General features: G+C 41.1%; 17 protein-coding genes. 7 read left to right on the forward strand and 10 right to left on the reverse strand.

Features of this window, described 5'->3' with window-relative positions; all coding sequences use genetic code 11:
• Positions 1-14: 14 nt before the first annotated feature.
• A complete protein-coding gene (gene sprA, locus LBQ60_09540) occupies positions 15-6,815 on the forward strand; it encodes a cell surface protein SprA (GenBank protein ID MDR2038153.1) in 6,801 nt (2,266 codons plus the stop codon).
• 15 nt (positions 6,816-6,830) lie between these two features.
• On the opposite strand, the gene LBQ60_09545 is transcribed toward sprA, so the two are convergent.
• Together LBQ60_09545 and recR are read right to left on the reverse strand one after the other, a co-directional pair.
• Positions 6,831-8,888 carry an acetate--CoA ligase family protein gene (locus LBQ60_09545; protein MDR2038154.1) on the reverse strand — a complete coding sequence of 686 codons (2,058 nt, stop codon included), beginning with the start codon at positions 8,886-8,888 and terminating at the stop codon, positions 6,831-6,833.
• 11 nt (positions 8,889-8,899) lie between these two features.
• Positions 8,900-9,532 carry a recombination mediator RecR gene (gene recR, locus LBQ60_09550; protein ID MDR2038155.1) on the reverse strand — a complete coding sequence of 211 codons (633 nt, stop codon included), beginning with the start codon at positions 9,530-9,532 and terminating at the stop codon, positions 8,900-8,902.
• 173 nt (positions 9,533-9,705) lie between these two features.
• On the opposite strand from recR, the gene fabG reads away from it, so the two are divergent.
• The 3 genes from fabG (at position 9,706) to LBQ60_09565 (ending at position 13,350) form a co-directional block, all read left to right on the forward strand.
• The gene (gene fabG / locus LBQ60_09555; protein MDR2038156.1) at positions 9,706-10,452 is read left to right on the forward strand and encodes a 3-oxoacyl-[acyl-carrier-protein] reductase; all 747 of its coding nucleotides are present in this window, start codon (positions 9,706-9,708) and stop codon (positions 10,450-10,452) included.
• 165 nt (positions 10,453-10,617) lie between these two features.
• Complete coding sequence (locus LBQ60_09560; GenBank protein ID MDR2038157.1) at positions 10,618-11,022, forward strand: hypothetical protein; 405 nt, start codon at positions 10,618-10,620, stop codon at positions 11,020-11,022.
• Positions 11,023-11,127: 105 nt separating this feature from the next.
• Entirely contained in the window at positions 11,128-13,350 is a 2,223-nt protein-coding gene (locus LBQ60_09565) for a DUF4114 domain-containing protein (GenBank protein ID MDR2038158.1), read from the forward strand.
• 102 nt (positions 13,351-13,452) lie between these two features.
• On the opposite strand, the gene yihA is transcribed toward LBQ60_09565, so the two are convergent.
• The 7 genes from yihA to LBQ60_09600 form a co-directional block, all read right to left on the reverse strand.
• Positions 13,453-14,049 carry a ribosome biogenesis GTP-binding protein YihA/YsxC gene (yihA, locus tag LBQ60_09570; GenBank protein MDR2038159.1) on the reverse strand — a complete coding sequence of 199 codons (597 nt, stop codon included), beginning with the start codon at positions 14,047-14,049 and terminating at the stop codon, positions 13,453-13,455.
• Positions 14,046-14,873, reverse strand: coding sequence for a phosphatidylinositol-specific phospholipase C/glycerophosphodiester phosphodiesterase family protein (locus LBQ60_09575; GenBank protein ID MDR2038160.1), 828 nt, complete (start codon positions 14,871-14,873; stop codon positions 14,046-14,048). Before LBQ60_09575 ends, yihA begins: the two co-directional genes overlap by 4 nt.
• A gap of 34 nt (positions 14,874-14,907) precedes the next feature.
• The gene (locus tag LBQ60_09580) at positions 14,908-15,903 is read right to left on the reverse strand and encodes an adenosine kinase (protein ID MDR2038161.1); all 996 of its coding nucleotides are present in this window, start codon (positions 15,901-15,903) and stop codon (positions 14,908-14,910) included.
• A 106-nt stretch (positions 15,904-16,009) separates the two neighbouring features.
• Entirely contained in the window at positions 16,010-17,152 is a 1,143-nt protein-coding gene (locus tag LBQ60_09585; protein MDR2038162.1) for a DUF4105 domain-containing protein, read from the reverse strand.
• Positions 17,153-17,252: 100 nt separating this feature from the next.
• Positions 17,253-17,633 (reverse strand): glycine cleavage system protein GcvH, encoded by a 381-nt coding sequence (gcvH, locus tag LBQ60_09590; GenBank protein ID MDR2038163.1) that lies wholly within the window; start codon positions 17,631-17,633, stop codon positions 17,253-17,255.
• A gap of 108 nt (positions 17,634-17,741) precedes the next feature.
• Entirely contained in the window at positions 17,742-18,578 is an 837-nt protein-coding gene (gene prmA, locus LBQ60_09595; protein MDR2038164.1) for a 50S ribosomal protein L11 methyltransferase, read from the reverse strand.
• Entirely contained in the window at positions 18,575-19,048 is a 474-nt protein-coding gene (locus tag LBQ60_09600) for an Lrp/AsnC ligand binding domain-containing protein (GenBank protein ID MDR2038165.1), read from the reverse strand. The genes prmA and LBQ60_09600 overlap by 4 nt, the downstream gene beginning before the upstream one ends.
• Before the next feature lie 194 nt (positions 19,049-19,242).
• Between LBQ60_09600 and asnA the strand changes: the two genes are divergently transcribed.
• Positions 19,243-20,280: an aspartate--ammonia ligase gene (gene asnA, locus LBQ60_09605; GenBank protein MDR2038166.1), complete on the forward strand. Its 1,038-nt coding sequence runs from the start codon at positions 19,243-19,245 to the stop codon at positions 20,278-20,280.
• A gap of 26 nt (positions 20,281-20,306) precedes the next feature.
• The gene (locus LBQ60_09610; GenBank protein MDR2038167.1) at positions 20,307-20,957 is read left to right on the forward strand and encodes an HAD family hydrolase; all 651 of its coding nucleotides are present in this window, start codon (positions 20,307-20,309) and stop codon (positions 20,955-20,957) included.
• 44 nt (positions 20,958-21,001) lie between these two features.
• Here the strand turns inward: LBQ60_09610 and LBQ60_09615 are convergent, their stop codons facing one another.
• Positions 21,002-21,226 (reverse strand): hypothetical protein, encoded by a 225-nt coding sequence (locus LBQ60_09615; GenBank protein MDR2038168.1) that lies wholly within the window; start codon positions 21,224-21,226, stop codon positions 21,002-21,004.
• Positions 21,227-21,387: 161 nt separating this feature from the next.
• Between LBQ60_09615 and LBQ60_09620 the strand changes: the two genes are divergently transcribed.
• Positions 21,388-22,449, forward strand: a complete 1,062-nt coding sequence (locus tag LBQ60_09620; protein ID MDR2038169.1) for a glycosyltransferase — start codon at positions 21,388-21,390, stop codon at positions 22,447-22,449.
• Positions 22,450-22,552: the final 103 nt, after the last annotated feature.

A 22,552-nucleotide genomic window follows, 5' to 3' on the forward strand; every position in this document is an offset into this window, starting at 1 on the left:
GTATCGGCGATAAAATGCGGCTGGGAATCAACTATAATACCCAGGCTTCTTTCGACTTTGAAAATGAGACCAAGTTGGCGTATGAAGGAAAAGAAGATGAGATCATCCAGAAAATAGAAGCCGGGAATGTGTCGTTGCCCTTACCGGGTTCTTTGATTACCGGAAGCCAGAGCTTGTTCGGTTTGAAGACGGATCTGAAATTCGGCAATTTATCCGTCACGGCTGTGGTCTCACAACAAAAAGGACAGACTTCCACCATCGAGATCAAGGGCGGATCACAAATCAATGATTTTGAACTGGCTGCCGATGAATACGACGCCAACAAGCATTTTTTCCTGTCGCATTATTTCCGCGATCATTACGAACAGGCTTTGAGAAATATACCCACCATTACTTCAGGAGTCACGATCACACGTGTCGAAGTATGGGTGACCAACCGTACCAATTCCACCGAAAACAGACGTAACATGGTGGCTTTTATGGACTTAGGCGAATCCACACATATATACAATAATCGATTTTGTGTCGGGGGAAATTGCAGTACGGAACAACTTCCGCAAAACGATACGGCAAAGATTTTTAATACATTATATACAGATGTAAGGGATATTGTCCGCAACTTCAACTCGGATATAAACGGGGAATTAGAAAGGTTAGGGAAAGGTCTAGCTTCAGGTGTTCATTTTGAAAAACTACAGGGAGCACGGATGCTTACCGAACGTGAATTTACTTTTCATCCTACATTGGGTTATCTCTCACTGAATACGGCCCTTAACGCCGATGAGGTGCTGGGGGTGTCGTATGAATATACCTATCGGGGAAAAACATACAGGGTCGGAGAAATTTCCAGTTCAGGCATTGCAGGAGAGAGAGGACTGGTTGTTAAATTATTGAAGGGTACCACCCTTGTTCCTAAATACCCGACATGGAAGCTGATGATGAAGAATATTTACTCGATCACAGCATACAACCTGGAACAGAATGATTTTCAAATGAATGTACTGTATGCTGACGATCGATCGGGAAATGATATCAATTATATTCCGGAAGATGCTGTGAGTAAAGATATTTTGTTGCGCATTATGGGACTCGACCGGTTGAATTCCCAATTGGATGCCTATCCGGACGGAGCATTTGACTTTGTGGAAGGAGTGACCATCAATTCCGGCAATGGAAAAATTATTTTCCCTGTATTGGAACCATTTGGAAGTACGCTTCGGAATCATCTCAAGCAAAAAGGTCTCCCGGACTCAAAGATAGATAAGTATGTGTACCAGGAACTATACGATTCAACATTGACCAAAGCACGTGAAATAGCGGAACTGAATAAATTCCTGTTGCGGGGAAGATATAGCTCGGAAGGTGGTTCGGAGGTGATCCTGAATGCCATGAATATCCCGGAAGGGTCTGTAGTGGTCACCGCAGCCGGAACACGGTTGGTGGAAAATGTGGATTATACGGTTGACTATAACATGGGGCGTGTAAAAATACTAAATACAGGTCTGCTGGAATCAGGAACCCCCATCAGGGTGAGTGTAGAAAGCAATGCCCTGTTTGCGATGCAACAGAAAACCCTGTTAGGTACCCATCTGAATTACCGTTTTTCAGACAATTTCAATATTGGGGCTACGGTACTTCGTTTGACCGAAAGGCCATTGACACAAAAGGTAAATATGGGAGACGAACCCTTGTCCAATACCATGCTGGGACTCAACTGGAATTATAATACGGAACTTCCTTTCCTTACTTCCTGGGTGGATAAGCTTCCGCTAATACAGACCAAGGCCCCTTCAAGCCTCGACTTCACTGGTGAATTTGCACAGTTGCTTCCCGGAAAATCCAAAGGCGTCATGAACCGGGGTTCCGCTTACATCGATGACTTTGAAAGTAGTCAGACGCCCTATGATCTAAGGGCTTTTGCCGCCTGGCACCTGTCCAGTATCCCCCAAGGGGACAATAATATAAGGGGGGGGACAATGTTCCATGAGTCTACACTCAATAATGACCTGGAAATAGGGAAAAACCGGGCGCGTCTGGCATGGTATACCATTGACCCGCTGTTCGTAGCAGAAGGTTATATGAACTCTTCCACTACCCCTGATTATATCCGTCAGAATCCGGGAAAATATATTTCCAGCAACTTTGTAAGGGCGATCTATGAAGAAGACATTTTCAAAAAGAGGGAGCATATTGTAGGGAAACCTACCAATATAGCAGTCCTGAACGTGGCTTATTATCCCCGTGAACGCGGTCCTTATAATTACGATTTCCAAAATGTGAATCCGGATGGAACATTAAGGGATCCTAAAAATCGCTGGGGTGGGATGACACGGGAAGTGCAACCCAGTGATTTCGAATCGAACAACATACAGTATATCGAGTTCTGGATGATGGATCCTTTCGTGGAGGATCCGCAGAAGCAGCTGAGTGGGGCCGACCTATATTTTAACCTGGGAAATATTTCGGAAGACATATTGAAGGATGCCCGTAAATCGGCAGAACAGGGTTTACCGGTCAATGGAGATTTAAGTATGGTAGATTCCACCAACTGGGGATACGTACCTAAAATACAACCGATTGTCCACTCGTTTGATAACGAGAACCGCACCTATCAGGATGTAGGTTTGGACGGGATGGGAGATGCACGGGAACGCCGCTTTTTTTATCCTTTTGTTGATGGATTAGAAAGAATCCTCGACCCGGAACCATTTCAGACCGTATGGAGAGACCCATCGAGCGATAATTTCCGTTATCCGAGAGGAGGAGAGTGGGACCAGGCCCAGGCGGATATCCTCACCCGTTACAAATATTACAACGGATTGGAAGGGAACTCATCCAACAATGATTTCTCCAATTCCAGCCTGCCGAATGAGGAAGATATCAACCGCGACAATACCATGAGCGAAACGGAAAGTTATTTTCAATATAAGGTACAGATACGTCGTGAGCAGCTGGAAGTAGGAAAAAACTTTATCGTGGATAAGGTGACGAATGATTCTACCATCATCGGAGGAGTAAGAGTACCTTCTGCAACATGGTACCAGTTCCGGGTTCCCCTGAGTGAGTATGAGAAAGCTGTCGGAGGGATACAGGAATTTAAAACCATCCGTTTCATGCGTATGTTCCTGACCAATTGCGAGGATTCCATTATCCTTCGTTTTGCACGGCTGGAACTGGTACGCGGAGAATGGCGGCAATACAATCAATCCTTCCAGCCTGCTACTCCTGGGACATCGACTCCCCAGTCTCCCACGGCCACATTTGAAGTAGCTTCGGTCAATATCGAAGAAAATGCATACCGGCAACCTATTCCTTATATGGTACCTCCGGGATTTGACCGGGCTGTAGACCAGACGACCCGTGAAATGCAACAATTGAATGAACAATCGATGGTATTGCGGGTAAAAGAACTGACCAATGGCGATGCCAGAGCGGTTTACCGGAATGTATCCTATGATATGCGCCGGTACAAAAGTATAGAGATGGAAGTGCATGCGGAAGCCATCAGGGACTATCCGTCATTGCAGGACAATGATATGAGTGTATTTGTGAGGATCGGGACAGATTACCGCAACAATTTCTATGAATACGAAATACCCTTAAAATTAACACCCCTGGATATGGCCGGATATACGGACAGGGATGTCTGGCCGGAAGAAAACCACATGGGTATTGACCTGACATTTTTACCGGATCTGAAGCAGATGCGTAATGATGCCATGCGAAGGTCCGGCTCCTCGGTAACGATCAACACGGTATACCCTTATGACGCCGGGGATGGTAAAAAGTACTATGTATGTGGTAATCCTAACCTGGCGAACGTAAAAGTAGTAATGATCGGATTGCGGTATTCATCTGATTCCAAACAAACGGGAGAAACCCGTTCTGCGGAAGTATGGGTGAACGAATTCCGGTTATCCAATGTAGACCAGAAAGGAGGATGGGCAGCTAATGCCCGTTTGGCTGTCCGTGTGGCAGACCTGGCTACCATCGCTATCTCAGGTGAGACCATCCAGCCCGGTTTCGGCGGGATCGATTCGAAAATTAATGATCGTTCCCATGAAGAACGCAATCAATACGATGTATCGGCCAATATCGAGTTGGGGAAATTGTTTCCTGAAAGGTTAAATGTGCAGATACCTTTATATGTGGGATATGCGGAAAGCTTCGTTACCCCTGAATATGATCCAACCAACCCGGATGTGAAGATGAAGGACGCCCTGGCCGTCCTTTCCAGAAGCGAACAGGATTCACTGAAAAAACTGGCACAGGATTATACCGAACGGAAAAGTTTTAACCTGACCAATGTAAGGGTAAATACCATACATGAAAAGCCCAGATTCTGGAATTTCTCTAACTTTACGTTCAATTACGCCTATTATGAAACATTCAGGCGAAATGTCACCACTGAGAAAGGCCTGGAAAAAAATTATTCGGGAGGAATCATTTATGATTACTCAACAGTACCCTTTACCGTTGCCCCATTTGAAAAGGTAACATTTTTAAGTAATCCGATATTCCGTATTATCCGTGACTTTAATTTCAACCTGAAACCCAATCGTATTTCTCTGGGTACAGGTATGAAACGTACTTATGTGGAAGAGCGGAGCCGTAATATTGACAATCCCGGATTAATCATGGATCCGATGGTTGACAAAAACTGGTTGTGGGATCGTAACTTCATGCTGCAATGGGATTTATCCAGATCCCTTAAATTCGATTTTTCTGCCGCCAATATGGCGCGGATCGACGAGCCTGTAGGAGTGGTTGACCGTCATATGAAAGATGAATACGAGTTGTGGAAAGATTCGGTCTGGCACAATATACGCAGAGGGGGACGAATTACCGATTATAACCATACCCTCTCCGCAAGCTATATCATCCCCATCAATAAACTGCCCCTTCTCGACTGGGTCAGCTCAACAGCCAGTTACACAGGCGAGTATATGTGGGGCGTTGCGCCTATTTCTGCCGATACCTCATTTAATCCCGGCAATACGATCAGCAACAGGAATGCCATCTCACTCAGCGGAACTTTGAATTTTTCCACATTGTATAATAAAGTCCCTTATTTCAGGACGATCACCCAACCGCAAAGAAATCGGCAGGCGTCACAGGAACCCAAACAATACAAAACCGTTACTTATGAACGGAATAGTCTGAACCTGAAAGGAAGCGAATACAGGAGTATTCAGCACAACCTTAATACCAAAGATGTTGAGGTAAAAATAACAGATGCGGAGGGAAAAACCGTCTCAGCAGATATTCAGGTGGTCAGTGAAAACAGGGTAGCTGTTATGGTACCATCCGACATGAGGGGAGTATCCCTGGTAGTAACGGGAAGTGTGGAGAAAAAAGGCGGCGATCCAGTGGATTTTATCACCCAGAATTTTGTGCGGATCTTGCTGGGAGTGAAAAATCTGAGTATTACATACACACAAAATGGAAATACATTGTTACCGGGATACGACATGTCGAGCAATATGTTTGGCGTAAGCGGCTCTGCTCCGGGATTTCCGTTTCTTTTAGGATGGCAGGACAAACATTTCCCGGAAAAAGCGGCAGCCAATAACTGGCTGGTCCGGGAGGAAGCTTTAAATGAGCCTGTAATAATGAACCAGACCAATAGCTGGAGTATAAGGAGTGTTTTTGAGCCCTTCCAGGGCATACGCATCACCCTGACCGGACTGAGAAGTTATACTGAGAACCGGTCGGCTTACTACATCTGGGAATCAGGAGGTTATCCCGACGAATTGCGCTCTCCGCTTACGACAGGAAATTACAGCATCACGATCGTTGCGATGGGTACCTCTTTTGAAAAATCAGACAAGAAAAACGGATACCGGTCGGCTATATTTGAAAAGTTCAAAGAACACAGGAACATTATCGCTCAACGGAGAGCTACGGAATTGAAAGAAAAAGACCCGTCTTATTCAGCTAATGCAGACGGAACGGGTGGTTATGATGGATACAACCTTACTTCCCAGCAAGTCCTGATCCCGGCCTTCTATGCCGCGTATACAGGGCGTGATCCTGAAAAAGTATCCATGACTGATTTTCCGTCTTTCTGGAAAATACGCCCTAACTGGGACCTCAATTTTGACGGATTAAGTAACCTGGAATTCATTAAAAAGTATTTTCGTTCGGTCAATATACGGCATGGATACAGGGCAATATATAAGATACAGAGTTATACGTCCAATTCGGAATACAATGGCGATATAGCATCTGCAACTTCTTATGCCAGGGACCTGCAGAATAATTTTATCCCCAGGAACGACGTGGCTTCTGTAAATATTGAAGAGATATATAGTCCTTTGGTAGGTGTTGACCTTACCTTCCAGAACAGCTTGTCAACACGTTTTGAAATGCGCAGGAGCCGGAATATTTCCCTGGGATTGGCCAATCTGCAACTCACAGAAAACAAGATGGCCGAATACATCATAGGGCTGGGGTATATTTTCAATCAGGTTGCCTTTAATATCAGGACATTCGGTGGAGACCAGAAACGTTTGCAGAGTGACCTGAAACTCAACGCTGACTTTTCTATCAGGGATAGCAAAACATTGATCAGGCGTTTAAGTGATTCGGTTGATGAGGATGGTGGAATAATTACAGATTCAAACCTCCCGGTACAGGTATCTGCCGGACAGAAGGTGGCATCTATTAAATTCTCTGCAGACTACCGCATCAGCAGTAATTTTACACTGACACTTTTCTTCGACCGGATAGTCAATACCCCGTTCGTTTCTACATCATACAAAAATTACAATACCAACTTCGGGTTCAGTATGCGGTTTACGTTGATACAGTAAACGGATAAGGCATGGTTATTTTTTAATCCTGATCCGGGCATCCACCACTGTAATATCGTGGTCTGTCGCCATCAATGGATTCAGGTCCAGTTCTTTAATTTCCGTAGCAAAGCGAACTAAGGAAGACAAACGGACTATAGTCTCTGTAAACTTTTGTTCATCAATTCCTTTACGGCCTCTTGTGCCTTGTATGATTTTATATGCCCTCAGGGATTTTATCATGGAACGGGCTTCACGATAGGTAAGTGGTGCCAGGCCGGATGCAACATCGCCTAGTACTTCGACAAAAATACCACCCAACCCGCACAAAATAACGTGTCCGAACCGTTCTTCATACTTAGCACCTACAAACAGTTCGGTACCGGAAAGCATGGGTTGTACCATTACTGCTGTCACATCCGGCAACTGCATCATCCTGTCAAATTCAAAAACCAGATGTCCTTCGGTTTTGATATCCAATACGACTCCTCCTATATCTGACTTATGTACCGGACCGACGACCTTCATGACCACAGGAAATCCTGTTTTCCGGACATGTCCGACTAACTGCTCCTTATCGGCGGTCACGTAACCGGGAACAACCCGGATACCTGCAGCTGTGAGAAGCTGCTGGACATTATCCGGAGAAGCAAATCCCGAAGGTATTGCATCTATGGTCCTGCGAATCCGGGCTACGTCTATACCTTGCAGTACTGGACCCGATAAATCGGGCCTGGGGGTATTGAGCACTTTTACGACAGCTGTACCCAAGGTTACTTCGTCGGAAAAAGAAACGTGTCCCTTATCCGTAAAAAATTTGACTTCTTCTCCTGCACTGATGACAGATGGCAATATCGGAAATATAGGTTTGTTACATGCATTGATCTTTTGATCCAATACTTCATAAGCATCAAAAATCTTGACTAATCCGGGAGTACCAAAAATTACCATCATAGCATCTATCCCATCAAAACGCGATTCGCAATAATCTATAGCCAATGCCAAATGATGGGCCGTCCCGGTGGCAAGGAGATCGATCGGGTTGGATACGGAAGAACCGGGCATTAGTTGTTTCTTTAGTTCATCAGCCACAGGTCCATCGAGATCTGGAATGCTGATCCCTCCCCGCTCCAAAGCATCTGTCAGCATAACGGCAGGTCCGCCCGCATGGGTAATAATGGCAAACCGTTTTCCCTTCAGTTCTTTCAAGGTAAAAATGGCAGCAACAATCGTCAGCTCCTCTCTCCCATTACACCGCACAATACCAGCTTTTCTGAATAAAGCTTCCACTGCCGAATCAGAAGATGCCAATGCCCCCGTATGCGACAGGGCTGCCCTGCTTCCGGCCTCAGATGTTCCGGCTTTGATGGCAGCAATATGACATCCTTTATGAATAAGTGATGTCGCATGGAACAGGAATAAATCCGGATCTTTGATACTCTCCATGTAGATCAGCTTGATTCGGGAACTCTTTTCAGGATCAAAACTCTCATCTAAATACCTGAGGACATCTTCCACTCCGGTTTGGGCCGAATTGCCTACTGAGAAGACGGACGCAAACCGCAGTCCTTTTGCCATTCCGGATTCAAGGATAAACACAGCGGTTGCTCCCGAACCGGAAATAAGGTCACATCCATAGGGATCCAAAGGAGGTACGGGAAGTGTAAATATACTGGAATGATGCAGGGTGATCACCCCTGTACAATTCGGACCAATCAAACAGCCATTTACATCATTGACAATATCGACCATTTGTTGTTCGAGCAAGGCTCCTTCGTTACCTGTTTCACTGAATCCAGCAGAAATAACAATAAACGCCCTAGTTTTCTTTTCATATGCCAGTGTTTTGATGGACGCTACGCAGGCATCGGCAGGAATGGCCAATACAGCCAGATCCGTTTCAGGAAGGGATGCTACGGAGTGATAACTCTTTATCCCCTGCACCTCATCTTCCCGGGTATTAACGACATATAAACTTCCTTTATATCCGCCATCAAGGATATTCTTTAGTAAACGTCCTCCTACTTTCCCGATATGGTTGGATCCGCCCACAACGGCTATACTTCTGGGATTGATCAAATATTCATTGATCATATGCTGATAGTTTAGGTGTTTCTGTTGAACATATCTTCAAAAGGCTGGCGATTGATAATGGACCGTCCTAAAGTTACCTGATCGGCATATTCCAGTTCATCTCCGATGGATACGCCTCTTGCCAGGGTTGAAATTTTAACAGGAAAGTCTTTCAGTTTACGGTAGATATAAAAATTAGTCGTATCGCCTTCCATGGTTGTACTGAGTGCCAGGATGATTTCGGATATTTCATTCTCTTTGACCTTATTTTCCAGTGAATCAATGGTCAGATCGGAAGGTCCTATTCCGTCCATTGGAGAAATCACACCTCCCAGGACATGATAAACTCCCTGATACTGCATGGTATTTTCAATAGACATTACATCACGGATACTTTCCACCACACAAACCATAGAATGGTCACGGCGAGGATTGGAACAAATATCGCAAACATCGGAATCTGAAAGATTAAGACAGTGTTTGCAATAGGTGATCTCGCTACGCAATTGTATCACTGCCTCCCCGAACTGTCTGACCGATTCCGTTTCCTGCTTCAAAAGATACAGTGCCATCCGTAACGCGGTCTTTTTACCTATTCCCGGCAACCTGGAGAATTCGTTGACTACATTCTCAAGTAATTTAGACGAATATAATTGTTGATTCATGATACAAAAATAACATTTTACTTTATTGAATTTACCGAAAGAATTTATCCTCCGGGACAAATATCCTAAACCACTGAATGAATAAAGGATACACGAAGCATATTGAAATTCTTAAATTTTCCATTAAATTTACCACCAAATTTGAAACGTATTTTTTATAATAATAAACACAAATGAAATTGTTAGAAGGAAAAACAGCGATTGTTACGGGAGCAGCGCGCGGCATAGGTAAGTCCATTGCCATGAAACTTGCTTCTGAAGGGGCCAACGTGGCTATCACAGATTTGGTATACGACGATAATGCTAAAGCTGTAGAGTCAGAACTGAAAGCAATGGGGATTAAAGCCAAAGCTTATGCATCTAACGCTGCTAATTTTGAGGAAACACAAAAAATAGTTGCAGAGATTGCAAATGATTTCGGAAGAATTGATATTCTTGTCAACAATGCCGGAATTACAAAAGACGGAGCCCTGAAACGTATGACTGAGGAACAGTGGGATATGGTTATAGCCGTCAATCTGAAATCGGTATTCAATTTTACAAAAGCCGTGCAGCCGGTTATGTGGAAACAGGGTTCAGGAAGTATCATTAATATGAGTTCTGTTGTAGGTGTTTCTGGTAATGCCAATCAGGCTAATTATTCTGCATCCAAAGCAGGCATCATAGGTTTTACCAAATCTATTGCAAAAGAATTTGGTACCCGTGGAATTCGTAGCAATGCTATTGCTCCGGGTTTCATTGAAACTGAGATGACAGGCGTTCTTCCGGAAGAGGTCCGTAAAGGCTGGTATGACAAGATCCCGCTTCATCGTGGCGGAACACCCGAAGATGTGGCCAATGTGACTTTATTCCTTGCATCTGAACTTTCAGCATATGTCACAGGACAAGTGATCAATGTTTGTGGAGGAATGAATACCTGAGAATGATATATCATAAAAGGCAACTATTTCAAAATGTGAAAAGTTGCCTTTTATAAATAATTCTTTGTTTTACAACAGCATAAGAAAAGCTTTTTTTGATAAATTACTCAAAACTACGCTTAAAGTTTATTACAGGATATAGTTTTTGATGATTAATTGATACTGATGGAGGTTAAAATAGAAAGTAAAATAGGGCAATTAAAAAATAACGAAGAACATATTTATTCTTTTATATCCAATTGCGACAATTTCCGGGAACTGGCCAGTAATGAAAAAGTGAAAAACTGGCAGTCGGACGCTGATTCCTGCGGTTTTACCATAGATGGAATCGGAGATTTGAAATTTCTGATTGTTGAAAAAAATCCTTTTAATCTGGTAAAATTTTCCATAGAGAATCCACAGACAGAGAACATATTTTTATGGGTTCAGTTGAAGGCGGCATCTGCCGGAGATACCAGGGTTAAATTAACCACCAAATTAAATGTGAACCCTATGATGCAAATGTTTATCTCAAAGCCTTTGAAACAAGCTTTGGATAAGATTGTTGAAACACTTGAAAAAATGTATTAGTCATCAAAAATAAACTGTTCGTCAAAAAAACAGACGATAAGCGTTAAAAACAAAACAATTATATTTGCCGATCGTTGTTTATATAATAATGTATAATTATCAAATATGAAAAGGTTTAGTTGGATTTTAATTATCCTGTTGGGTACTTGGATTTCAGGTTGCAACAAAGATAATGACGACTCGGGTAAAAAAGACGATGCCACTTTTATCCTGAAGAATGGTAGCATTATTGTCAATAATGACCCGGATATGAAATTTGTTTCGGCAAATGAATTTCCGGAAGGAATGTCTACAGAATCTGATTTCTCATCAGACAGGAAAAGGTCTTCATTGAAATCGGATCCGGAAAGCGAAACAGACGGATTAAGAGGGTTTGATTACCGGCTAAAACTGGTTGGGAAGGCAGCGACTTTGGTCGTGAACGGCAAGACCACACAAGCCACCCATGTAAAAATTACGGATGATGCGCAATATGCATTTGTATCATACAATACAGCAAAAGGTCTTTATGGCGGCGGGGTGGTGGTTTATAAGATCACGCTTTCTATGGCTCAATCGCTGGATGATATCAAAGCTGACGTTTCTGCCGTATCAATTGTAGAAATGCCCAATGCCGATATTTCCGCTGTTGATTATTTCCAGGGGAAATTATTCATAACAGGTTCGACAATCGATCCTGAATTCGGATATAAGGGAGATGATAATCCGGCTTTTTATGCGGTGATGGAATTAGATGCTGCATATAAATTTAAAAATCAGGACCCTTTAACCATTACTCAACTGACATCTTTTGACGGTACATCTATACGTGTATCTAATGACAGGGTATACATTACTACAGGTGATGGTACGGAAGGAACAAACGGAGGTCTTTATATTTTTAGTGCAACTGATAATTCCCTGATTAAATTCATTGAAAACAAGGATCATGCACGTTCAGTGGACGCAACAGGCACCCATGTTTTCCTGATGCAGGCTGAACCAGCACGCGTCACCATGTATGATCCGGATGGAAACAATGAAACCCAGATATACAGAATGGATACTGAAGCGCAACAGAAATATGCCAAATCGGAAATCCTGGCGTGGAATGGTTATCTTTTTGCAGCAGAAAATGAAAGTGGCGTAAGAATGTTGGATGAGAACGGAGCCGTTATTGACAGGTTATCCTGTCCCGGACAGGAAGATCTGGAGAAGCATGTTACCAACAGCGTTGCCATGAACAGCGATAAAAAGAAAAACCTACAGGGATCGGAAGTTTCTTCCGACATGTTGTTGGTGGCCAATGGAGAAAAAGGCATTTGCTGGTACGATATCATGAAAGTAGAAGGTAAGGACCGGATCGTGCTGTGCAACAACAATAATGTTTTGGCAGAAGAAGGAATATCCGCCAATTTCATTGCTTCAAAAGGAAACATCGTTTTTGTCGCTAACGGTGAAGGTGGATTAAAAGTATTGTATATCGGATTTAATGAAGGGACTCCTCCTCCCCCGCCGTTTGATGCATGTACGGATGTGAAACAGTATTTCAATAATGTCCAGTCATTTTTCCCTGAAGGAAAAAGCGTTTTCAGCAGTAATATTGACGCTGTAAATAAACTTTTTTCCAACCCGGATGATATTCCTAATGAGGTGGAAGTTCTTGAAGACACAAAATTGTTTATCAGTTTTATATGGTCCGGAGCCGGTTATAAAAACGCACTCGGATTCTTTGTAGTTCCATCCGTGGATGGAAACGGGACACTTAATCCTATGAGTAATAAAGATTATTATGACAATTATATCAACAAAGAAGGTGAATTGTATACAACATCCGTTACGGTAAAAGTATTTAACAGGGATAAATACGGATTATTTGACAATATCACATCCGGAGTCGTTCCACAAGGCACATGGCAAATTCAAAACTATAACACATCCGACGGTAAATTCAAAAAAGGAGACCGTGTAGTATTTTTCCTGGTCCAGAACGGATGGGTATCTCAGAATAACAGGGTTGAAATAAGTTCGAGTGCATGGGCGCAGCCAATATTCATGGATCATGATATCAATAAAAGCAACCCGGGTCTGTGGAATTATGCCCAGATTGGTAATGCTGCTCCCGACAATTTTAAAGCGATCCAACATAATACGTTTTATTCCGAAGCATGTAAAAGCGTTGTCCTGTTTTTTGAAGACAAGTATACCGGAACAGACCTTGATTACAATGATATCATTTTCTCGATATCTGATGATATCATTGAAAATTCGGAACAGGGTGATGTTTTGAAAATCAAAAAGCCAAAATATACGGTTGATGAAAACGGAGACATAGGATTGACCCAATAATATAGAAGAAAAAGTTAATTAAAAAACAATTAATGTTATACTTTCTGAACGCAATTAACTTGATCAATGCGACTTAAGAAAACAATAAATAGCAATGAGTGCTTAATTTACTGAATTTGTATGCTCAATAAATGATAAAATTTCTTCTCTCCCGTTTTTGTTTACAGAAGATGTTTCAAAAAAGACGGGCAGTTCATCCCATGTCTTTAACATTTCTGCTTTGAAACTTTTGGTATTTTCACTCAATTGCTTCTGACTGATCTTATCTGTTTTTGTGAATACTATCGAGAAAGGTATTCCAAATTCTCCCAGCCGGTTGATAAATTCCAGGTCATTAGCCTGGGGAGGAATGCGCGAATCTATCAATACAAAGACACAATACAGGTTTTCCCTTTTGGTCAGGTAATTAAATAATGTTTTGTCAAATTCCTTCCGCATGCTTTTGGAAACTTTTGCATATCCATAACCGGGAAGATCGACCAGATACCAGCTTTCGTTGATCAAAAAGTGATTGATCAGACGAGTTTTTCCGGGAGTGCCTGATGTCTTAGCCAAACTTCCATGCATACAGAGCATATTGATCAGTGAAGACTTACCGACATTGGATCTTCCGATAAAGGCATATTCAGGGATATCCGATTTCGGACACTCTTTTAGAGCAGAACTACTTTTTACAAATTCAGCTTTACGAATAATCATCGCTGTACAAATTGTTTTTCAGATAAATCATTCCGACTTCGCACTGATTGGCTCATTTGTTCTTGACTATTATTTAAAAATTCCGCCAATTCGTTTATTTTGTCCGTGTTGATGAAATCTACTTTTAATTTCATCAGCATACGCCATGCCTCGGGATGATCCTCGGCAGCCCAAAAACGTATTTTTTTTCCTGACTTATGTACCGTAAAGATCATATTTTCGATCTTTTTCTGATCATCAGTTGTCATCGCTTTCCCTTTAGCTACACTCCATGGCATGCTGTATAAAGCCACTCTTTCCAGTTGTTCGGGGGTATAGGTTTGGTTTAAAAGACCATCAAACCAAATGAATGACGGATACTTGTCAAAATCGGCAGGTTTGGGGGAATTACCGGTTATTACTATCCGAACGGCATTCGAATTAACTGATGGATCAAATATTTCCGGAAATTTATTCAGCTTATCAACCAAAATGTCAAGAGTCGGTATACAAGGAGTTTTCAAATCAATCATCAATTGGAGCTTTCCATCAGAATTCGGCCATGCTTTATTTTTATTTTGCTTGTAACAAAGTTTCAACGGTTCAATATAAAGAGCATCTAAAGTACGTTCCGGTTTGATTTCGTGCCTGCTATGAGCTACAAATAATTCCCCATCAACCGCATAAATGTCTGCCTCAATAGAACCAAAACATGCGTTATATGCTGTCCAAAAGGGGATTTCATTTTCGTAATCGTTATGTGAATGCGCATTTAATGTCGTATACTGCGCTCCGACCCGAATGCAGAATACCAGGAAAATCAAGGTAAAAATATATTTTTTCATATTGATAACCGTAAAAAGGAGTCGTATGAAAATCTCACAATTGCTTATAAGTTACTTCCTTGATCCGTTCTTTTAATCCGGGCCATTCGGCATCCGGTATCTTAGCCCCCATCACCTCGATTACCTTCCCGGCAAGGATGGTACCTATTTCTCCGCACAAAGATAATTTCATATTATTAAACAGCCCGTAAAGAAAACCGGAAGCATACAGGTCTCCGGCGCCTGTTGTATCAATACAGTTTACTTTTTCGGCAGGAACATGATATACATTTTTCCCGTTTTGTATGATAGAGCCCTTATCTCCTCTTTTTACGACAGCGATCCAACAATCCTGGGCAATTGCATTCAATGCTTTTTCAGGATCCTTCAGGCCGGTAAAGGCCTTAGCTTCCTCGGTGTTGGCAAATACAATATCCGCATATTCTTTCACAAGAAAATGTAAAAAGTCAAGATTGTCTTCCACCACATTAAAACTGGCCAGATCCAGAACCACATCCAATCCGCTTTCTTTCGCCAATTCAACTGCTTTTCGGATCAGCTCATGATGTTGCACCAGATATCCTTCAATGTAGAAATGACTATAATTTTGGAATAAATCAGCATTAAGATCAATCGGTTCCATTTCTACAGCAGCACCCAGATAAGTAGCAAAAGTCCGTTCGCCGTTCCGGCTGACCAGCGTCAATGCTACACCTGTTTCAGTTGTACCGAATTGCATGAGTGGTTTAACGCCATAATGCCTTAAATCGTTCTGAAATACCTCTCCTAAACGGTCATTTCCTACTTTCCCGATAAAAGCTGTTTCAAAACCTAAAGATCCCAATCCGCAAATAGTATTTGCCGCAGAGCCTCCCGATTTTTCGGTACGCTCAAGGTGTTGTACCTGAGATAACGCATTTTCTGAAAATAACCTGTCGACCAGTTGCATGCTCCCTTTTCGTAATGCAAGATCCGTCAATAACTTATCGTTGGGTAATTCCGTCACTATATCGATCAACGCATTCCCCATACCAAGAACATTAATGTTCATAATTTTTTATGATTGATTATTAAAAGATAATGTGTTAAGGTTAAGATCAAGGTTTATATTATTATTTTACCTTTACAAAGGTAAAACATTAATATGAATCGGAACTCTATTTTTTCCTGCTGTTCCAATATGCCCGTAAAGCAATGGCCATAGTTAACGGAATCATTGCTGAATTAAGCTTTTGTGGTAAAAATACCCAACCAGCCAATAAAAGAACGGCGATCATTGCTGTAGCCAGGAAATATTTTTGTACAAAAATACCTGGTTTTTTGGTGAGAAGAAAAAATGCCATGATCAAATGGGTCGGTAATGCCCATATAATATTCAGATTATTAATGGTATTAGTATGGTCGGTAAAAAACCATAAGAAAACGACCAATAATCCAATAAGACCTACCACGAAAAAAAGTGAGAAGTCGAACAGTCTTGCTCCTTTTTTTATAAAACAAAATAAAACGGACAATCCTAAAATCAGACAACAAACCAGCATAGGCGTGAAAAATCCGGGTGGTTGTACGGCTGGCCTGTCAGGAATAAATATATCCTGAGTAGTTTTAACAATAGGCTTTCCATTATATTTTGCTTCGGCAAATGCATCAAATAAATAATCCGGTAAAAACATTTGCTCATACATATTTGTCTTCTGATCAGTCGGTAATCCTAATGCGATATCAATCCCGAACCGTCCCCAGGGGTGGTTTCCCAGATAGAGGTAAATTAATTCCCGGTAAGTGAAATTGGCTTTTTCTTCAGGAAAGACAAGGCCATCATATGTCAGGATCATTAAGTCGCGGATGCGTGTAGCGCAATTATCCAGAAAAAAATGATACAGATAATACCTGTTCTCCGGTTGTACATTATTTATCAGGAAATTGATGACAAATTGTTTCTGTACAGAGTCAAGTTCAAAGACCTGTTCCTTTATTTTCCGGTTTTCATAAGCATATGATGCAAGAAACGAATCAAAATCATAGGCCCCCAAATAATAATTTAATCTTCCTTGTGCAAAATTACTATAGAAGTTAGGTGCATGAAAATCAAACATACCATAATTGAATACTGCATCGTATCCGGAAACCGCATCTCTTACGCGTATAGCACTATGCCCCCATGATGTAAACAATTCTTTCCCTGGATCTGCGGTTAATAGACTGATTTCAAAATTTTTATAATCCTGACCTTGGAGTATCAGGTTTCCCTGAATGAAGATCCCATATAAAAGAACACCTATAAAAACTATATTTTTCATCCGCTTAACAAATACTTTTATTCAAAGTAAAGTATATTTTATTTATATAACAAAAACCCGGCAAGTTTTATGCCGGGTTTGTTTGTTTTATCCAAAAAGATCAGGACTCGATGTGTGCCTGATAATCTTCCGGAGTAAGAAGGTTATCCAGGTCCCCAGGCTGGGATATTTTAATACGAATCATCCAACCATCGTTATAAGGTGACTTATTTACAGTTTCAGGAGTCCCTTCCAGCTCAGCATTGACGGCAAGAATAGTTCCGGCAACAGGCATATATAAGTCTGAGACAGTCTTTACAGCTTCTACCGTTCCGAATTTTTCACCTACAGACAGCGTTTCTCCTTCGGTATCGATGTCTACAAAAACAATATCGCCTAATTCTTTCTGTGCGTAATCAGTAATGCCTATAACAGCTTCATCACCTTCTATACGTATCCATTCATGCTCACGGGTGTACTTCAAATTGTCAGGAAAATTCATGATAATCGTTATTTGTTTGATTAGATTGATGGGTAAAAGTAAATAAATAGCTGATATAATCAACTGATTTTTGTCAATTTTGTTTTAAAATATAAATATGGAACTTGTTTATTTTATGAACTGTGCCGCTACCCAGTCTTTTTTTGTTACATGCCTTACATATTTCAAGCCATTTCTTTTTGCTTCATCGATAATATCCGGTAAATCAGCCGTATAAAATCCGCTGACCTGTAACATCCCCTTATCTTGTATGCATCCCGCATAGATATGAATGTCGTTCATCAAAATATTTCGGTTGATATTTGCCAAGATAAGATCAAAGGAATTTCCGGATAAAATCCCGGAATCGCCTAGCTCTATTTTAATATTCGTAATGGCATTACGTTCACAATTTTCAATGGCATTTTTATAAGCCCACTCGTCGATATCAACAGCCATTATCTGCCCGGCTTCTTTCATTGATGCTAAAATGGCCAGAATTCCTGTCCCGCTACCCATATCCAGCACTTTTTTCCCTTTCACATCCATATCCAGCATTAACTCAATCATCAATGACGTCGTTTCATGATGTCCTGTCCCGAAAGACATTTGGGGAAGAATGTTTATTTTATATTCCAGATCGGGGACATTTGTATGAAACGGGGCAAATACGACACACCGGTCACGGATGACAGTCATAGGGAAATTACTTTCCCAGACCAGATTCCAGTTTTCCTGTTTGATCTGGTTGATATCAACAGAATCGATCAGCATTCGATGTTCTTCGAGCCATTCTGAAAAGAGAGCCTTGTCAAAAGATATTTCCCTGATATATGCCTTGACTTCTTCTCCGGAAGTTTCAAAACTCTCAAAACCGAATTCGGAAAGTAAGGCTACAACAATATCCGCCGATGTTTCCGATCGATGTTCTTCCGTCAACGAACAAATTACTTCAATATAACTCATTCTGAAGGATATACGGGAATTTGCCGTATAAAGCTTTGTTCCAACGAGATTAAAGTTTCAGTACGTGAAATTCCCTGGATAGCCTGAAGCTTATCTACCAGAATATATTTCAGGTGCTCGTTATCATGAGCATATACCTTGATAAAAATAGAGTAATTCCCGGTAGTATAATGACATTCTGTTATTTCAGGAATTACGTTCAACTGTTCAACAACAGACTTGAACATACTTGCTTTTTCAAGATATATTCCCATAAAAGCACAGGTATGGTATCCCATGATCTTGGGATCAAGAATAAATTCTGATCCTTTGACAATGCCAAGCCTTGTCAGACGTTGCATCCGTTGATGTACCGCAGCACCTGAGATTCCACATTCACGGGCAACTTCAAGAAAAGGAACACGTGCATTCACACAAATCATGGATAATATCTTCCGGTCTAAACTATCAATTTGAAACTTTTCAGCCATTTTTCGTTAATTGAGATAAAAAAAACATTTTTTTTACGCTATTTAAATAATTATTTATAGGCAAAAACCATTTATCTTAAAGTAAAATTAAAAAAGTCATTGGTTTTAAACTAATAAATCATCATTTTTGCAAACATAAAAAATTTATTTTTTATTTTATAACTTTCTGTTTAGTTTTTGTTTGAAATTATCACATGTCGAAATTATTCTTACCGAAATCATATATTCCCATCCTTAATTTAAGGCAAACGGAAAAAGCCATTAAGTTATTGAAAGATTTTGTTGAATCGAATTTATCATCCGAATTGCAGTTAAGGAGGGTTACGGCTCCACTTTTCGTTCTAAAGGGAACTGGCCTGAATGATGATCTGAACGGAACGGAGCGGGCGGTTACATTTCCGATAAAAGATATGGGGGATGCCAGGGCAGAAGTCGTACATTCTTTAGCTAAATGGAAAAGGATGATGCTGGCTGAATACGAGATAAAGACCGGATATGGCTTATATACGGATATGAATGCCATCCGTTCTGATGAAGAGCTGGATAACCTTCATTCCCTTTATGTTGATCAATGGGATTGGGAACTTGCTATTAATGAAAAAAACAGGTCGTTAGATTTTTTGAAGCATACCGTATCGAAAATATTCAATGTATTAAAACGGACTGAATTCTACATTTATGAGAATTATCCGGAATTAACACCACGTTTGCCGGAACAGATCACCTTCATACACTCTGAGGAATTACTGGATATGTATCCGGATAAAACACCCAAGGAACGGGAACATTTGATTACTCAAAAGTACGGTGCCGTGTTTATCATCGGTATTGGCGGAAATCTCGCCAACGGAAAACCTCATGACGGAAGGGCTCCTGATTATGATGACTGGACTACGGAAAACCAGAATGGGTATAAAGGCCTGAACGGAGACATTTTACTTTGGGATTCTTTGCTGGAGTGTTCGATCGAAATATCTTCAATGGGTATACGGGTAGATGCCAACACCTTAGCAAAACAACTAAAAATCAATGATTCGGAAAACCGTAAGGAACTAATGTTCCATAAAAAATTATTGAACGGTGAATTACCTCTTTCTATTGGAGGTGGAATAGGTCAGTCGCGTTTGTGTATGTTCTTTTTGCGAAAAGCGCATATTGGCGAAACCCAATCCAGCATATGGCCTCAGGAGATGATTGAAGTATGCCGGAAACACAATATTATACTGGTCTAAGTCTTTTCACACTTTTATTTCTTTTAATGAATTTTCGTGCCGTAATTTTTGATCTGGACGGAACACTGGCAGATACGCTTGAAGATATTGCAGACGCAATGAATAGGGTATTATCCTCTTTGGGATATCCTGCCCATAAATATGATGAGTACCGGTTTTTAGTAGGTAACGGGATAAAGAACCTGGTAAAAAAAAGCCTTCCCGAATCTGCACAGACGGAAGAGAACATTGAAACATGCTTTAGGTATATGATGGATGATTATGAGAATAATTATCTCAATAAGACAAGTTTATATACCGGCATTCCGGATCTATTGGATAAGCTATCTTCCGACCATGTTAAGCTGGCAGTGTTATCCAATAAAGCAGACTCCATCACACAGAAAATATGTGACGTTCTGTTAAAAAACTGGCCGTTTACATTAATCATGGGGGCAAATAATCGTTTTCCACGCAAACCGGACCCACAATCAGCTTTATATATTGCAGAATATATGGAGTTAAAACCCCGTGATATTTGCTATCTGGGAGATAGTGACGTGGATATGCAAACTGCCAATGCGGCCGGATTCTTTTCCATTGGAGCAGGCTGGGGTTTCCGGCCTAAAAAAGAATTGATCGATAGCGGAGCAAAGAAGGTAATTGACTTTCCTACGGAAATGTTGTCCCTGTTTTAATCATTTGGTCATCCAAAAACTGTATCTTTGGGCAATTGGTATCTTCATGCCGGAACAGGGCTTACCAATAAAAACAATACGTATGTCCCAATGTTTACCTGTAAAGTCCGCGAAGCGGGCAAATATAAATAACCGCGGGTGTAACCCGTGGCAGGAATATAGTAACGTCCTCGCGTCCCCGAAAGGGGGCGAATATCGCATTTACGCCATTCGCCCCCTTTCGGGGACGCGATTGCCGGCTGTTGCCTTTTTCCGTGAGTTACACTCACGGTTATTCTTATTCAGTCCCTTCGGGACATTGGGCAAATATCGGGACATGCGTAAAACAATTAATGTTGTACTTTCCGAACGTAATCCATTTTATCAATGCGACTTAAGGAAACAATAAATATCACTGAGTGCTTAATTGATGGATGATAAATATTATTTCATGAAGATTTGTTTTTTCAATTGTGCAAAGGTATGGGGAGGTGGTGAGAAATGGCATATGGAACATGCCCTGGCTCTTTTACAGGAAGGGCATCAGGTAGTGGTTGTCTCCAACAAAAACAGCGAACTATTGAAACGGGCTTCAGCCCGTCAAATAAAGACAAAGTCTTTTTCATTGGGTAATCTGAGTTTTTTGAATCCCGCTAAGCTATTCTCAGTATATCGTTTTTTTAAAAAGGAAAAATTTGATGTAATCATCATGAATTTTTCTAAAGACCTGAAAGTAGCTGCCCCAATGGCCAGACTGGCAAAAATTCCGAAAATTGTTTATAGAAGAGGGAGCGCCATTCCAATAAAAAACAGCCTGTCAAACAGATTTCTCTTTCGAAGGCTGACTCACATCATCGCAAATTCTGAAGCGACTAAAACCACCATACTGCAAAATAATCCGAATTTATTTCCTGAAGAGAGAATAAAGGTAATCTATAATGGGATAAATATCCCGGATCCTGAAACCAAAAAACAAAACGACATCCCGGTTGTTGGTACTCTGGGAAGATTAGTATATCAGAAAGGATTGGATATTTTACTGGACATTGCTGCTATTTTAAAGAACAGGCAGGTTGTCTGTAAAATCAGGATTGGCGGAGACGGAGTATTGAAAGATGAGTTGAATAAGCAGGCCCGGGAAAATGATTTATCCGATTATGTTGAGTTTACAGGATTTGTCGATCATCCCAATGAGTTTATGAACCATATCGACATCTTTGTCCTGACTTCCAGATGGGAAGGCTTCGGATATGTACTGACCGAAGCCATGTGTGCAAAGAATCCTATCGTGGCTTTTGATATCAGTAGTAACCCTGAACTTGTTTTTAATGAAGAAAATGGTTTTCTGATACCGTTTGAAGACAAAGAGGCTTTTGCCAATTCGATTCAATTACTTGTAACACAACCGTCGATAAGAGAAAAAATGGGGAATACAGGTTATGAAATAGTTAAGAGAAAATTTGACTTTGAACAAAATAAAAAGAAACTACTGGACTTTTTAGCTACCGATTAAGTATCCGGCTTTTATATCTGTAACGCCAATAGAAGAATCGAACTACTTGCGATGAAACGGAACTTTATCATTTACCCTTGTCATTTTCATTCAATTGTCGTAT

Source organism: Bacteroidales bacterium (assembly GCA_031275285.1).
Taxonomy (GTDB): Bacteria; Bacteroidota; Bacteroidia; order Bacteroidales; family UBA4181; genus JAIRLS01.

What these genes read in the sequence shown, in the direction of transcription:
- sprA (MDR2038153.1), top strand. Translation starts at nt 15, where the DNA reads ATGCGGCTGGGAATCAACTATAATACCCAGGCTTCTTTCGACTTTGAA.
- LBQ60_09545 (MDR2038154.1), bottom strand. Translation starts at nt 8,888, where the DNA reads ATGATCAATGAATATTTGATCAATCCCAGAAGTATAGCCGTTGTGGGC.
- recR (MDR2038155.1), bottom strand. Translation starts at nt 9,532, where the DNA reads ATGAATCAACAATTATATTCGTCTAAATTACTTGAGAATGTAGTCAAC.
- fabG (MDR2038156.1), top strand. Translation starts at nt 9,706, where the DNA reads ATGAAATTGTTAGAAGGAAAAACAGCGATTGTTACGGGAGCAGCGCGC.
- LBQ60_09560 (MDR2038157.1), top strand. Translation starts at nt 10,618, where the DNA reads ATGGAGGTTAAAATAGAAAGTAAAATAGGGCAATTAAAAAATAACGAA.
- LBQ60_09565 (MDR2038158.1), top strand. Translation starts at nt 11,128, where the DNA reads ATGAAAAGGTTTAGTTGGATTTTAATTATCCTGTTGGGTACTTGGATT.
- yihA (MDR2038159.1), bottom strand. Translation starts at nt 14,049, where the DNA reads ATGATTATTCGTAAAGCTGAATTTGTAAAAAGTAGTTCTGCTCTAAAA.
- LBQ60_09575 (MDR2038160.1), bottom strand. Translation starts at nt 14,873, where the DNA reads ATGAAAAAATATATTTTTACCTTGATTTTCCTGGTATTCTGCATTCGG.
- LBQ60_09580 (MDR2038161.1), bottom strand. Translation starts at nt 15,903, where the DNA reads ATGAACATTAATGTTCTTGGTATGGGGAATGCGTTGATCGATATAGTG.
- LBQ60_09585 (MDR2038162.1), bottom strand. Translation starts at nt 17,152, where the DNA reads ATGAAAAATATAGTTTTTATAGGTGTTCTTTTATATGGGATCTTCATT.
- gcvH (MDR2038163.1), bottom strand. Translation starts at nt 17,633, where the DNA reads ATGAATTTTCCTGACAATTTGAAGTACACCCGTGAGCATGAATGGATA.
- prmA (MDR2038164.1), bottom strand. Translation starts at nt 18,578, where the DNA reads ATGAGTTATATTGAAGTAATTTGTTCGTTGACGGAAGAACATCGATCG.
- LBQ60_09600 (MDR2038165.1), bottom strand. Translation starts at nt 19,048, where the DNA reads ATGGCTGAAAAGTTTCAAATTGATAGTTTAGACCGGAAGATATTATCC.
- asnA (MDR2038166.1), top strand. Translation starts at nt 19,243, where the DNA reads ATGTCGAAATTATTCTTACCGAAATCATATATTCCCATCCTTAATTTA.
- LBQ60_09610 (MDR2038167.1), top strand. Translation starts at nt 20,307, where the DNA reads ATGAATTTTCGTGCCGTAATTTTTGATCTGGACGGAACACTGGCAGAT.
- LBQ60_09620 (MDR2038169.1), top strand. Translation starts at nt 21,388, where the DNA reads ATGAAGATTTGTTTTTTCAATTGTGCAAAGGTATGGGGAGGTGGTGAG.